Below are 13,862 nucleotides of genomic sequence, written 5' to 3'. Positions count from 1 at the left end.
CAGGAACTCGAACACCCGCTCGGCCGACGCGACGCCGGACTGCAGCACGTTGGCCATCGAGGCCAGCTGGGTCAGCGGCTGGGTGAACTGCCGGGAGTACTGGATGAACGCCTGCACGTCGCCCAGCGACATGCTGCCGGTCGCCACCCGCAGCCCGCCGACCACCGCGATCGCCACGAACGTCAGGTTCCCGATGAACATCATCGACGGCATCATCGTGCCGGAGATGAACTGCGCCCCGAAGCTGGCCTTGAACAGCTCGTCGTTCTTGGCGTCGAACGCCGCCTGCGCGTCCTTGCGCCGGCCGAACACCTTCACCAGGCTGTGCCCGGTGTAGGTCTCCTCGACCCGCGCGTTGAGCTCACCGGTCGACCGCCACTGCACGATGAACCGCGGCTGCGACCGCTTGGCGATCTGGGTGGTGACGACCAGCGACAGCGGCACCGCGATCAGCGCGACGACGGCCAGCAGGGGTGAGATGACGACCATCATCACCAGCACGCCGACCACCGTGAGCAGCGAGTTCACCGCCTGGGACAGCGTCTGCTGCAGGGTCTGCGAGACGTTGTCGATGTCGTTGGTCACCCGCGACAGCACCTCGCCGCGCTGGTGCTTGTCCAGGTAGCGCAGCGGCAGCCGATTGAGCTTGTCCTCGATCTCCGCCCGCATTTCCAGGATCGTGCGCTGCACGATCCCGTTCAGGATGTAGCCCTGCGCGTAGCCGAACACCGACGACAGGATGTAGAGCGCCAGCACCAGCAGCAGGGTGCGGGCCAAGGCGGTGAAGTCGATGCCCTGCCCGGGCACCACGTCCATCGCCGAGAGCATGTCCGCGTAGGTGGTGTTGCCCTCGGCCCGCAGCCCGGCGATCACCTGGTCCTTGGTCAACCCGGCCGGCAGCTGCCGGCCGACGAACCCGTCGTAGATGATGTTCGTCGCGTTGCCCAGGATCTTGGGCCCGATGACGGCGAACGCGACGCTGCCGACGGCGAGCAGGAAGACCAGCACCAGACCGATGCGCTCGCCCCGCATCCGGCGCAGCAGCCGCCGCAGCGACGGTCCGAAGTTCAGCGACTTCTCCACCGGCATGCCCATGCCCATGCCCATCGGGCCGCCACCGCCCGGCCCGCGCCGGGGCGGCGGGCCGAACGCCGGCCGTTCCGGGGCCTTGGTCTCCGTCGTCATGCCGGCTCCTCCCCGGAACGCCTCGCGGGCTCGGCGGCCCGGGAGCGGGCCGGGCCACTGTGTCGATGATTCGCTCGGCGAGCCTCGCTCATGCCGGCACCTCCGCGGACAGCTGGGACTGCACGATCTCCACGAAGGTCGGGCAGGAGGACATCAAGTCGTCGTAGCGGCCGATGCCGACCGCCCGGCCGTCCTCGAGGACGACGATCTGATCGGCGTCGGCGATGGTGGACACCCGCTGGGCCACGATGATCACCGTGCGATCGGTGGTCAGCGGCCGCAGCGCGGCCCGCAACCGGGCGTCGGTGGCCAGATCGAGGGCGGAGAAGGAGTCGTCGAACAGGAAGATCTCCGGATCGGCGACCAGCGCGCGGGCGATGGCCAGGCGCTGCCGTTGCCCGCCGGAGACGTTGGTGCCGCCCTGGGTGATGGGCGACTCCAGCCCGTCCGGCATCGCCGCGACGAAATCCATCGCCTGGGCGACGGTCAGGGCGTGCCACAACTGCTCGTCGGTGGCGTCGGGATTGCCGTACCGCAAGTTGGAGGCGACCGTGCCGCTGAACAGGAACGGCTTCTGCGGCACCAGCCCGATCCGGTCCCACAGCGTCTCCGGGTCGAAGTCGCGCACGTCGACCCCGTCCACCCGCACCGCGCCGCCGGTCACGTCGAACAGCCGCGGGATCAGCGAGAGCAGGGTGGTCTTGCCGGCCCCGGTGGAGCCGATGATCGCGGTCGTCGTGCCCGGCCGGGCGTGCAGCGAGACCCCGCACAGCACCGGATCACTGGCTCCCGGGTAACTGAAGTCGACGCCGTCGAGCACGACGTCGCCGGTCCGGGTCCCCGGTTCGACCGGGTGCGCGGGCGGCCGGACGGACGTCTCGGTGGACAGCACCTCGCTGATCCGGTCGGCGCTGACCGCCGCACGCGGCACCATGACGACCATGAACGTCGCCATCATCACCGAGAACAGGATCTGCATGAGGTAGTTCAGGAATGCGATGAGCGCCCCGATCTGGATCTCGCCGGCGTCCACCCGGTGCCCGCCGAACCACAGCACGGCCACGCTGGACACGTTCACCACGAGCATGACGACCGGGAACATCAGCGCCATCAGCCGGCCGGCCCGCAGGGCGCTGTCGGTCAGGTCCTCGTTGGCGCGGGCGAACCGCCGCGTCTCCAGCGGTTCCCGGACGAAGGCGCGGACCACCCGCACCCCCGAGATCTGCTCGCGCAACACCCGGTTGACCACGTCCAGCCGGGCCTGCATCTTGCGGAACTGGGGGATCATCCGGACCACGATGAGGCCGATCGCGATGATCAGGACGGGGATGCAGACCACCAGCAGCCAGGCCAGGCCCAGGTCGGTCCGGACCGCCATGATGATCCCGCCGATGCACATGATCGGGGCCGACACCATCAGCGTGCAGGTCATCAGCACCAGCATCTGGACCTGCTGCACGTCGTTGGTGTTGCGGGTGATCAGCGACGGCGCCCCGAACTGGGCGACCTCCCGGTCGGAGAACGTGCCGACCTGGTGGAAGAGCGCGGCACGCAGGTCGCGACCGAAACTCATCGCGGTGCGGGCGCCGTAGTAGACCGCGACGATCGTCGCCACGATCTGCACGATCGTGATGCCCAGCATCACCGCGCCGGTCGAGACGATGAAGCCGGTGTCGCCCTTGGCCACCCCGTCGTCGATGATCTCGGCGTTGAGGGTGGGCAGGTACAGGCTGGCGATCGTGCCGATCAGCTGGAACAGCACGACGATCAGCAGCGGTCCGGCGTAGGGGCGCAGGCGGGTGCGCAGCAGGGTCAGCAGCATCACATCACTCCGACTTCATGGGCGGCGGATTCACATCGGTCGGCCGGGGATCCGGTGGCGGCGGGGGCGCCGATGCCGTGCAGCAGCAGATCGACAATCTGCCCGGTCGGCAACGGATGCCCCTCGGTGATGGCGGGGTGCGCACTGGAGAAGGTGACCAGGCGGAACATCGTCGCGGCTTCGAACGGCGGCAGGCGCAGGCGGTGCCGGTGGGGCAGCAGCAGGTCGGCCATCGCCTCGTTCGCCCGGCTCATGTCCGGCCGGGCCGCCGGTGCGTACGTGGACCGGGGTTCCTCACCCGGCGGCCCGACCCACCGCAGCATCCACATGATCCGCCACACGCTGGCCAGGCGTTGCCGCATCGCCTCGACGGCCTCGTGCAGCACCTGCTCCAGGCTCTGCTCGGGATCAATCCGGCGCAAGGACTGCACGAACGGCTCGGGATCCAGGATCTTGTCCACCACGGCCCGGATGACGGCGTCCTTGTCCGGGAAGACCCGGAACACGGTGCCCTCGGCGATCCCGGCGGCCTCGGCGATCTCCCGGCTGGTCACCGTCGCCCCGTGGTCGCAGACCAGCGGGGTCGCGGCCGCGATGATCGCGGCCCGGCGCTCCTCGGCGGGCATCGGCGCGGCGCGGCCGGAAGGGGGTGGGGTCACGGCATCGCAGCCTAGCTGAGTGAGTACTCACTCACAACGGGATTTCGCTCCCGGGTGAGCGCCCCGGTCGGCTGCGGAAGGCCGGCCGCGCCGGGGCCGGAGCATGGTCCGCGGGTGCGGGGGTCAGTGCCGGGTCCGGGTCGGGTCACCGCTGGTCAGGTCGACCCGCGGCCGTTCAGGTAGCGGATGACGGCGATCACCCGGCGGTGGTCGTCGGGGTCCGGGGGCAGACCCAGGGTCTGGAAGATCAGCGCGATGCTGCGGGCGACCGCCTTCTCGGTGACGACCAGCTGGCGGGCGATGCGGGTGTTGCTGTAGCCCTGCGCCATCAACTCCAGCACCTCGAGCCGGCGCGGCGTCAGGGCGGCGATCCCGGAATCCCGGTCGTCGCCGCCGCGGTCCCGGACCTCCCGTCGGACCATGGTGGCGATCACCTCCGGGTCGATCGCCGACCCGCCGGCCGCGACCCGGCGCACCGAGTCGAGGAACTCGTCGAGGTGCATCACCCGCCGTTTGAGCAGATAGCCAAGGCCGTCGGCGCCGTCGGCGAGCAGGTCGACCGCCCCGGTGGTGTCCACGTGCTGGGACAGCACGACGATGCGGGTGCCCGGCTGGTCGCGGCGGATCTGCCGGGCCGCGGTGAGCCCCTCGTCGGTGAACCCCGGAGGCATCCGGATGTCGGTGACCACCAGCTCCGGGCGGTGCGCCGCGACCTGGGCGAGCAGCTCGTCCCGGCTGCCGGCCAGCCCGACGACCTGGTAGTCCTCGTCGCGCAGGATGCGGGCGATGCCCTCGCGCAGCAACACCTCGTCCTCGGCGATGATCACGCGCATGCGAACTCCGCTCGCAGGCGGGTTCCCCCGGCGGGCCCCGGCCGGAGCGTCACGGTACCGTCCAGCGCCCCGACCCGGTCCCGCAGACTGCGCAGGCCGAACCCGGGGACGGCGCCGGCCGGACCCCGGCCGTCGTCGGTGACGGTCACCGCCAGCCGCCCGCCGGTCGCGTGCAGCTCCACCTCGATCCGCCCCGCCGCGGCGTGCTTGACCACGTTGGTCAGCGCCTCGGCCACCATGAAGTAGCCGGTGGATTCGACCTCGGCCGGCAGCCGGCCCAGATCCGGGTCGAGCCGCAGGCGCACCGGCACGGGCATCGACTCGGCCAGCACGGTGACCGCCGCGGCCAGGCCGCGTTCGGTCAGGGTCGCCGGCATGATGCCCTGGACCAGGGCGCGCAGGTCGTCCAGCAGGGTCCGCAGCTGCTCGGTGATCTGCTCGGCCAGGTCACGAACCCGGTCCGGGTCGCCCGCCCGCCGGCCCAGCCGTTGGGCGTCGATGCCGATCAGCACGATCCGCTGCTGCGGCCCGTCGTGCAGGTCGCGGGCGATCCGGCGACGCTCGGCGTCCGCGGCGACCACGATCCGCCGCCGCGACTCGCGCAGCCGCTCGGCGGCCTCGTCCAGGTCGCGCACGGCCGCGCGCAGGTCGACCACCAGCCGCCGGTTGTCCATCGCCAGGCCCAGCGGCCCGGCGACGGTCGCGACGAGCCCCTCGTCGGCGATCACCGAGCGGTCGTAGGACAGCCCGCCCACCGGCCGGCCGGCCGGGCCGATCGGCCACCCGCCCCGGCGGGCCGGGGCCCCGGCCCGGAGGACCGCGGGAACCGCGTCGGCCGCGGGAACCGCGTCGGTCGCGGGAAACGGGGGACCATCGGGACCGGTCATCGGCACGCCCCGGCTGTCGACCGGGTCGGACCCGGCGCCGGCCGGCGGGGACCAGGCGACCTGCGCGCTCGGATCGCCGAGGGCGCGGGCGACCAGCTCGTCCAGCAGGGCCGGTTCCGCCGAGGCGTCGGCGAGGCCGCGGGCCAGCTCCTCGAGCTCCCCGGCCCGGCCGAACGCGCCGACCAGCATGCCGGCGAGAAAGGCGAACGGCAGCACCGAGACGGCCGCGACCTGCACCAGGACGGCCAGATCGGACTGGTCGGGAGCGGGCTGCCGATGCAGGACGACCAGGGATCCGGCGATCAGCGCCAGCATCGCGCAGCCGGCCAGCACGAAGGGTGCGAGCTGCCGCCGGATGGCCGTCGGCGTGCCGGCCAGGCCCCGGCTGACCAGCGCGAACGTGGCGATCAGGACGATCAGCCCGAGCCCGGCCTGCACGTTCCACAGCGCGTCGGACGCGGCCGGCGGGAGCAGGCTCCTGGGGTACTGCAGCCCGAGTGCGACCGCGTAGCCGGCCGCGGCGGTCACCCGGGCCGCCCGCCCCGCCAGCCGGCCCGAAGGGTAGGCGAGCAGCAGGTGGATCAGCACCGCCAGCGGCAGTGACTCGGCGATCCGGCCGAGGACCTGGAGCCCGGGCACCTGATCGTCGTTCATCCCGGCGACGAGCAACGCGGCCGCGGTGGCGACCAGCAGCCGTCCGGTGCGGTTGTGCGGCCGGCGTCGCCAGGCGACCAGCCCGGTCCCGGTGAACGCGGTGACCGCGATCGCGTCGAGCACGGACGCGGCGCCGACCGGTGCGATGCCCGGCACGGCCAGCTCGACGTAGACCAGGACGCCCATCAGGCCGCCGATCGCCAGCAGGGCGTCCCGCAGGCTCGAATCGGGCGGGGCGGCGGCGCCGGCCGGGCGGATTGCCGTGATCATCGGACCAGCATCCGGGGCGGCCGGCTCCGGCGCACCACCGATCGGTGGACGAGCCGGTGTGGTGCAGGCACCCATCGGTTGTGGAGTGCGGTCCATCGATACCGGCGCGCGCCGAATCTATCGTTTTCTCATCACCCCGGGGAAATACCTCAGAACGGAAAGTCCGGCCTGAGTTCGCATCATCGAATACCACTCGAATCCATTGTCGGGCGCGGTCGACGCTGCGTCGAGATAGTGCCCGACAATCGAAAGGACAATGACATGACCGCCACCCACAAGACCGCCCGGACGGCCACCGACGGAATGACCGGCCGCCGCCGGTTCGCGCTGCGGGTGCTCTCGCCCGTGCTGATCGCCGGCGCGTTCGCCGGGCTCGCCGGGGCCACCGACGTCGCCGCCGCCCCGGCCCGATCGGCGGGGCCGGCGCTGGCCTCGGCCGCCGTCCATTACACCCAGGGTTTCGACATCCGGAACCTGTCCAGCCACACCATCACGCTTTCGGCCATCGATTCCCCGGGCCGGGGCGACGGTGCCCCCTACATCGGCACGGTGCTGCGGCCCGGCGAGTCCTTGCACTACGAGAAGGTGTGGTGGTTCGGCGACACCCCGAAGACGAAGCTGACCTTCTCCGACGACGACGGTTCGGGCAGCGTGCGGGTCTTCCAGATGGAATTGTGGGTCGATTCCTTCCTCAAGACGCCGAGCATCATGATTCCCTACAGCGACGGTCGCCTGGGCGGGCTGGACGTCCAGGGGCTGGGCTACACCTCGCAGCGGGCCACGTTCGTCGACCCGTTCGGCACGTCGATCACCGTGCCTGATGCCGACAAGCAGCGGCAGGCCGACCTGCTCAACCAGCTCTGCGCCGGCGGGCAGGCCAGCTGCACCTTCCGGCCGACGACCACCCAGGCCGGGCCGGCGCTGGTGTCCCGCAAGGCCTCGGAGGTCAACCGGTTCGCCGAGCCGCTGCCGGTGACCGTGTCGGACGTGTTCACCTTCAACGCCAGTTCCAGCGTCGAGGGGACCGTGAGTGCCAAGATGACCCTCTTCGGGCTGGTGGACACCACCCTGTCGGCCAAGTACGGCAAGACCTGGAGCGAGGGGCGCACCGGCACCATCAGCCGCACGTTCAAGGTCAGCCCGGGCCACCGGGGCTACGTCGAGGTGCATCAGCCGACGACCCGGCAGTACGGCGACTTCACCGTGACGATGGGCAACACGGTCTGGCACCTGACCAACGTCCACTTCGACATCCCGGACATGAGCCGGACGCCGGACGTCGTCTCCGGTGAGGAGAGGATCTGACCGCTCGGGACGCGCGAACCGGGCCCCGACCGATCACCCGGTCGGGGCGTCCGGTCTACGTTTCGTCACGATCGCAAACAAAAGAGGTTCCCGAGTATCGGCTGCGTCATGTGTCAGGTTTACTGTGACCGCGTTCGTGACCAGCACACCCTTCCGCGCTGACCGAGGCGAGGCGACTCATGAGTACTGAGGGTTCGGAGCACCACGTCGGAGACGCCCTGCTGGGCAAGGACGGCCACCATCACGCGGAGAAGGACAAGGGCCTGGCCGGCGGCTCGGTCGGTCTGCTCGGTGGGACCGTCCTGGGCATCTCCAGCGTGGCCCCCGCCTACACCCTGACCGCGACGATCGGCCTGGTGGTCGCGGTGGCCGGGGTGAAGATGCCGATCATCTTCATCGCCGGCTTCATCCCGATGTTCTTCGCCGCCTACGCGTATCGGGAGTTCAACCGCGTCGACCCGGACTGTGGCACGTCCTTCACCTGGACCACCCGGGCGTTCGGCCCGTACGTCGGCTGGCTCGGCGGATTCGTCGCCATCGTCGCGACGATCATCGTGCTGGCCAACCTGGCCGCGATCGGCGTCCAGTTCTTCTATCAACTGCTCGGCAGCCTTTTCAAGAACGACAATCTCGGCGCCTTGTGGGAGAACAAGGCCGTCAACATCGGCACCTGCCTGCTGTTCCTGGCCATGGCCACGGCGGTCGCCTACCGCGGCATCACCACCACCGAAAAAGTGCAGTTCATCCTGGTCGGCTTCCAGCTGATCGTGCTGGCCTGGTTCGTCATCGCCGCGGTCACCAAGGCCGGTGGCCCCGACGACCCGGACGGGCTGGCCTTCAACTGGGACTGGTTCAACCCCTTCACCGGGCTGACGCTGTCGGCGTTCGTGGCCGGCCTGGGCGCCTCGATCTTCTCGTTCTGGGGCTGGGACACGGCCCTGACCATCAACGAGGAGTCCAAGGACTCGGACAAGACGCCGGGCCGGGCGGCGCTGCTCTGCGTGCTCTCCATCCTGCTGACCTACCTGTTGGTGTCGATCTCGGCGCTGATGTATGCCGGGGACGGCACCGAGGGTCTCGGCCTGAGTAATGAGGCGAACCAGGACAACGTGTTCGGGGCGCTGGCCGAACCGGTCATGGGCAACCCCTGGTACAACCTGCTGTTCCTGGCCGTGCTCGCCTCGTCGGCGGCCAGCCTGATGACCACCTTCCTGCCGACCACCCGGACCATGCTCGGCATGGCGTCCTACCGGGCGCTGCCCGCGCGGTTCGCCAGCATCCACCCGAAGTTCAAGACCCCGGGCTTCAACACCATCGTCGCCGGCTGCATCGCGGGTGCCTTCTACGCGATCCTGTTCCTGGTCTCCGAGGCCGTGCTGACCGACACGATCCTGTCGCTGGGCCTGATGATCTGCTTCTACTACGGGCTCACCGCGATCGGCTGCGTCTGGTTCTTCCGCGCCGAGCTGTTCACCAGCTTCAACAACGTCATCTTCAAGTTCCTGCTGCCGCTGATCGGGGGGCTCGGGCTGTGGTTCGTCTTCTTCGTGACCCTCAAGGACAGCGCCGATCCGGAGTACGACGGTAGCGGGGTGGCCATCTTCGGCCTCGGCGTGGTGTTCGTGCTGGGCCTCGGGCTGATCCTGCTCGGGGCGGTCCTGATGTTCATCATGCGGGCCCGGGACAAGGCCTTCTTCCAGGGCAGGACGTTGAACCGGAACACTCAGACGCTGATCATCCCGGAGTAGTCTTCGCGGCGGTCTTTGACACCGTCGTCAGAAGGGACTCTCCGCATGGGCACCCCGCACATCACACCCCCCGAGCAGGTCGAACCCGAGGATGTCGGGGTCAGCAGCGCCTACCTGGCCAACATCGACCGGTTGCAGCACCGGTTCCTGGCCGAGAACGCCTACCAGGGGTCGGTGGTGCTGGTCGCCCGGCACGGCAAGGTCTGCTACTTCAAGGCCTTCGGCAAGGCCGACGAGCGGGACGGCGAGGTCGTCCCGATGGCCACCGACAGCGTGTTCCGGCTCGCCTCGATGTCGAAGGTGATCGCCGCGGTAGCCGTGCTGCAACTGTTCGAGCAGGGTCGGATCGCCCTGCACGAGCCCATCTCCACCTACCTGCCGGCGTTCGCCGACCCGAAGGTCGCCGTCGTCCGGGACTGGCAGGTGACCCACCTGGCCGCGGCCGACCGGGAGATCACCGTCCACGACCTGCTGACGATGACCGGCGGCATGACGAACACCTGGTGGTACCGGATGTTCGAGCCGCCCGTCTACGGCGTGGTGCCGCAGCTGTACAAGGACGCCGGGTTGATGGACGACCTGAACGCGCCGCCGATCACGCTCCAGGAGAACATCGAGATCCTGGCGTCGCTGCCGCTGATCGCCCAGCCCGGCACCATGTTCGACTACTCCAACAACAGCGTCGACACGCTGTGCCGGCTGGTCGAGGTCGTCTCCGGGCAGGACTTCGACAGCTACCTGCGTCAGCACATCCTCACCCCGCTGGGCATGCACGAGACCTGGTTCTTCCCGCCCACGTCGGTGCACGAGCGGATCGCCGCCGTCTACTGGGCCGGCCGGGACGCCAAGCAGGTCGGGTCGTCGCCGCTGGGGCACGGGAACCTCGGCCCGGACTACACGTTCAGCGAGCACCAGACCTACTTCAGCGGCGCCGGCGGGCTGCACGGCACCACGGCCGACTACTTCCGCTTCGCCCAGATGTTGCTGAACCGGGGTGCGCTGGACGGGGTCCGGGTGCTGAGCCCGTCGTCGGTCCGGCTGATGACCACCAACCAGATCGGCGACCTGCGCAACTGGCAGCTGACGCAGAACAAGTGGGGGTACATGGTCGACATCCAGGAGGGCGTGAACGCGCCGGCCGGGTCGATCCACTACCTGGGCGGTCCGGGTGCGTACAGCTGGCAGGGCTTCTTCTCCACCAAGTTCGTCAACAACCCGGCCCAGGACACCGTCATCCTCACCATGAGCACCCCCGGGTTCGACGGCGCCCTGCCGCACAACCTGCGGCTGATCGCCGCGGCCGCGGCGGCGGTGATCGACTGACTGAGACCCGCCCCTTCCCCGGGCCGGTCGCGGGCCCGGGGGGCGGTGGTGGCTCGATCGACTTGCCAGGTTGCGCCCTTATCGGGCCCCCGGGAGGGCGCAAGGTGGCAAGTCGATCGGTCCGAGGCGGTCCGAGCCGGCGGGTCAGGCCGACCGCGGCGCGTACATGATCACCGCGACGCCGACGAGGCAGATAGCGGCGCCGATCAGGTCCCAGCGGTCGGGGCGGACCTTGTCTACGACCATGCCCCAGGCCAGCGACCCGGCGACGAACACCCCGCCGTAGGCGGCCAGGATCCGGCCGAAGGCCGCGTCCGGCTGCAGGGTGGCGACGAACCCGTACAAGCCGAGAGCGATCACTCCGGCCCCGATCCACAGCAGCCCACGGTGCTCGCGGACGCCCTGCCAGATCAGCCAGGCGCCACCGATCTCGGCCACGGCGGCCAGGACGAACAGCAGGATCGACTTGACGACGGTCATGAGCCATGACGCTAGTAGGAGCCGGCCGGCCCGACCTCGCCTGAGAACGGCAGGGCGGCAGCGGTGGGACGGATCAGGGCAGACAGGGTCCGGCAGCGCCGGTCAGGTCAGGGCGACGCGGGCGATGACGGCCTTGTGATCGGTGCCGGGCTGGCGGGCCGACCGGACGTCCAGGCCGACCAGCTCCCGGCTCAGCACGACGTGGTCCAGGCCCGCGATGGGCACGCGGAACCGGTGGGCGGGGAAGGTGAAGACGAACCCGGCGCCGGCATCGGCGGCGGCGTCGTGGTACCCGCCGGTGAGCAGATCGCGGAACTGCCGATGATCGTGGGTCGCGTTGAAGTCGCCCGCGACGATCAGCGGGCCGGGGTGCGCGGCCATCAGCCGGCCCAGCCGGGCCAGGTCGTCGGCCCAGTACCGGGCCCCACCGTTGCCGACCGGCGCCTTGCTGTGGAACGACATGACGCCGACCCGGCGCGGGTCGCCGGACGTGGGGACCAGGACGTCGGCGACGACCGGCGGAAAGCCGTAGCCGTCCGGCAGCTGCCCGTCGACCAGGGGATGACGGCTGAAGATGCCCGTCCCGGCACCCCGGAACCCACCCCGGATGTGGCGGTGCGGAAGCTGCCCGGCGACCCGGCGGCCGATCGCGTTCAGCGCGCCCGGATGGACCTCCTGCACGCAGAGCACGTCGACGTCGTGCCGCTCGGCGGTGCGGGCCAGCGCCTCGACATCGGCCCGACCGTGCAGCAGGTTCGCGGTCATGACGGTGAGCCGGACCGCGGCGCCGGGGCCGTGGTCGGCGGTGGGGGTGTGGTCGGGGGTGGGAGCGCCTGCCGGTGTCCCGCTCGAACCGGGTTCCGGGCCGTCGATCGAGCGGGCGGCGATCGCGGCCGACGCGGCGGTCCGCCGGAACAGCGGGGCGTGCACCGCGGCGGCGGCGGCGAGCACGACGGCCCCGACGCCCGCGGCGGTCCAGCGCCGGCCGGCGACCAGCGTCAGCTCGGCCGCCGCGGCCGGGAGCAGGGACACCGAGGCCAGGGTCACCACGGCCGTGTCCGCCCGTCCGCGCACCCGCAGCCACCGCGCCGGCTGCACCAGCGCGGCGCCGCCGATCACCAAGCCGGCCAGCGCCGCCGTCCCGTTCGACTGGACCCCCACCGGTCGCCTCCCTGGTCGTCCCCTGCCCGTGATCAGGTGCACGGTAACCGCCGGACCGGATGAACCCGCTGATCGGGGCGCTCCGGCGGGACTGTCGGACCACGCACGCACAATGACCGGGTGAGCACACCCGACGCCGGCTCCGGGCCGGCGGCCCTCGACCGGTTCCACCCGCTGGTGCGGGAGTGGTTCACCGGCGCGTTCGCCGGTCCGACCGCGGCCCAGGCCGGCGCGTGGGACGCGATCGGCCGCGGCGAGCACACCCTGGTGGTGGCGCCGACCGGGTCCGGCAAGACGCTGGCCGCGTTCCTGTCCGCGATCGACGAGCTCATCGGGCCGCCGGCCGATCCCGCCGGCTCCCGGCCCGCCTGTTCCGTGCTGTACCTCTCACCGCTCAAGGCCCTGGCCGTCGACGTCGAGCGCAACCTGCGGTCGCCGCTGGCCGGTCTGCGCGGGCTGGCCACCGCCCGCGGCCTGCCCCTGCCGGAGGTGTCGGTCGCCGTGCGCTCGGGCGACACATCGGCCCAGGACCGCCGGTTGTTCGCCCGGGAGGGCGCCGACATCCTCATCACCACACCCGAATCGCTGTTCCTGCTGCTCACCAGCCGCGCCCGGGAGATGCTGACCGGGATCCGGACGGTCATCGTCGACGAGATCCACGCCGTCGCCGGCACCAAGCGGGGCGCGCACATGGCGGTCTCGCTCGACCGGCTGGATGCCCTGCTCGATCGCCCGGCCCAGCGGGTCGGATTGTCGGCGACCGTCCGGCCGGTCGAGGAGGTGTCCCGGTTCCTCGCCGGCGGCCGCCCGGTCACCGTGGTGCAGCCGCCGTCGACCAAGCAGATCGACGTGGACGTGGTGGTGCCGGTCCCGGACATGGCCGCCCTGGGGCAGGTCACCGAGGACCTCACCGGCAAAGCGGCGGGCGAGGTCAACCGCAGCTCGCTCTGGCCGCACGTCGAGGAGCGGGGGGTCGATCTGATCGAGTCCCATCGCTCGACCATCGTGTTCGCCAACTCCCGCCGGCTGGCCGAGCGGTTGACCGCCCGGCTCAACGAGATCCATGCCGAACGCCACGCCGCGAGCGACGAGGCGCTGCGCGCGGAGGCCGAGCGGCTCGGTTCGCCGGCCGAGGCGATCGCCCAGTCCGGGTCGTCCCTGGGCGCGGCGTCGGTGCTGGCCAAGGCCCACCACGGGTCGGTGTCCCGGGAGCAGCGGGCGCTGGTCGAGGACGAGCTCAAGACCGGTCGGCTGCCCGCGGTGGTCGCCACCTCGTCCCTGGAACTGGGCATCGACATGGGTGCGGTCGACCTGGTGGTGCAGGTCGAGGCGCCGCCGTCGGTGGCCAGCGGGCTGCAGCGGATCGGGCGGGCCGGGCACCAGGTCGGGGCGCCGAGCCACGGCGTCATGTTCCCCAAGTTCCGGGGCGACCTGATCTCGGCGGCCGTGGTCGCCGGCCGGATGCAGGTCGGGGCGATCGAGTCGCTGTCGACCATCGCCAACCCGCTCGACATCGCCGCCCAGCAGATCGTCGC

At 71.0% G+C, this 13,862-nt stretch carries 11 protein-coding genes; 4 read left to right on the top strand and 7 right to left on the bottom strand.

The window, feature by feature from the left end; all coding sequences use genetic code 11:
- The 5 genes from ACOJUF_RS01680 to ACOJUF_RS01660 all read right to left on the bottom strand — a co-directional run.
- On the bottom strand, nucleotides 1–1,185 hold a 1,185-nt coding region (locus ACOJUF_RS01680), incomplete at its 3' end, for an ABC transporter ATP-binding protein (protein WP_420120129.1).
- Nucleotides 1,186–1,273: 88 nt separating this feature from the next.
- Nucleotides 1,274–3,007 carry an ABC transporter ATP-binding protein gene (locus ACOJUF_RS01675; RefSeq protein ID WP_420120128.1) on the bottom strand — a complete coding sequence of 578 codons (1,734 nt, stop codon included), beginning with the start codon at nucleotides 3,005–3,007 and terminating at the stop codon, nucleotides 1,274–1,276.
- Nucleotides 3,007–3,666: a TetR/AcrR family transcriptional regulator gene (locus ACOJUF_RS01670; RefSeq protein WP_420120127.1), complete on the bottom strand. Its 660-nt coding sequence runs from the start codon at nucleotides 3,664–3,666 to the stop codon at nucleotides 3,007–3,009. The genes ACOJUF_RS01675 and ACOJUF_RS01670 overlap by 1 nt, the downstream gene beginning before the upstream one ends.
- A gap of 155 nt (nucleotides 3,667–3,821) precedes the next feature.
- The gene (locus ACOJUF_RS01665; RefSeq protein ID WP_420120126.1) at nucleotides 3,822–4,499 is read right to left on the bottom strand and encodes a response regulator; all 678 of its coding nucleotides are present in this window, start codon (nucleotides 4,497–4,499) and stop codon (nucleotides 3,822–3,824) included.
- On the bottom strand, nucleotides 4,490–6,310 hold the full coding sequence (locus ACOJUF_RS01660; RefSeq protein WP_420120125.1) for a sensor histidine kinase: 1,821 nt from the start codon (nucleotides 6,308–6,310) through the stop codon (nucleotides 4,490–4,492). The genes ACOJUF_RS01665 and ACOJUF_RS01660 overlap by 10 nt, the downstream gene beginning before the upstream one ends.
- Nucleotides 6,311–6,571: 261 nt before the next feature.
- Between ACOJUF_RS01660 and ACOJUF_RS01655 the strand changes: the two genes are divergently transcribed.
- The 3 genes from ACOJUF_RS01655 to ACOJUF_RS01645 all read left to right on the top strand — a co-directional run bounded on the left by ACOJUF_RS01655 (nucleotide 6,572) and on the right by ACOJUF_RS01645 (nucleotide 10,686).
- Complete coding sequence (locus ACOJUF_RS01655) at nucleotides 6,572–7,615, top strand: hypothetical protein (protein ID WP_420120124.1); 1,044 nt, start codon at nucleotides 6,572–6,574, stop codon at nucleotides 7,613–7,615.
- A 179-nt stretch (nucleotides 7,616–7,794) separates the two neighbouring features.
- Complete coding sequence (locus ACOJUF_RS01650; RefSeq protein ID WP_420120123.1) at nucleotides 7,795–9,363, top strand: APC family permease; 1,569 nt, start codon at nucleotides 7,795–7,797, stop codon at nucleotides 9,361–9,363.
- 45 nt (nucleotides 9,364–9,408) lie between these two features.
- Nucleotides 9,409–10,686 (top strand): serine hydrolase domain-containing protein, encoded by a 1,278-nt coding sequence (locus ACOJUF_RS01645; RefSeq protein WP_420120122.1) that lies wholly within the window; start codon nucleotides 9,409–9,411, stop codon nucleotides 10,684–10,686.
- 144 nt (nucleotides 10,687–10,830) lie between these two features.
- On the opposite strand, the gene ACOJUF_RS01640 is transcribed toward ACOJUF_RS01645, so the two are convergent.
- Together ACOJUF_RS01640 and ACOJUF_RS01635 are read right to left on the bottom strand one after the other, a co-directional pair.
- Nucleotides 10,831–11,166 (bottom strand): YnfA family protein, encoded by a 336-nt coding sequence (locus tag ACOJUF_RS01640; protein ID WP_420120121.1) that lies wholly within the window; start codon nucleotides 11,164–11,166, stop codon nucleotides 10,831–10,833.
- Nucleotides 11,167–11,268: 102 nt separating this feature from the next.
- On the bottom strand, nucleotides 11,269–12,327 hold the full coding sequence (locus ACOJUF_RS01635) for an endonuclease/exonuclease/phosphatase family protein (RefSeq protein ID WP_420120120.1): 1,059 nt from the start codon (nucleotides 12,325–12,327) through the stop codon (nucleotides 11,269–11,271).
- 120 nt (nucleotides 12,328–12,447) lie between these two features.
- Here ACOJUF_RS01635 and ACOJUF_RS01630 point away from each other — a divergent pair.
- The coding region (locus ACOJUF_RS01630; protein ID WP_420120119.1) for a DEAD/DEAH box helicase at nucleotides 12,448–13,862 on the top strand (1,415 nt) is incomplete at its 3' end.

Origin of the sequence: Nakamurella sp., from assembly GCF_048594475.1 — a bacterium.
In the GTDB taxonomy this organism is placed as follows: domain Bacteria; phylum Actinomycetota; class Actinomycetes; order Mycobacteriales; family Nakamurellaceae; genus Nakamurella.
The sequence above is the reverse complement of the archived record's forward strand: the minus strand, read 5'-3'. Positions and strand labels throughout refer to the sequence as shown.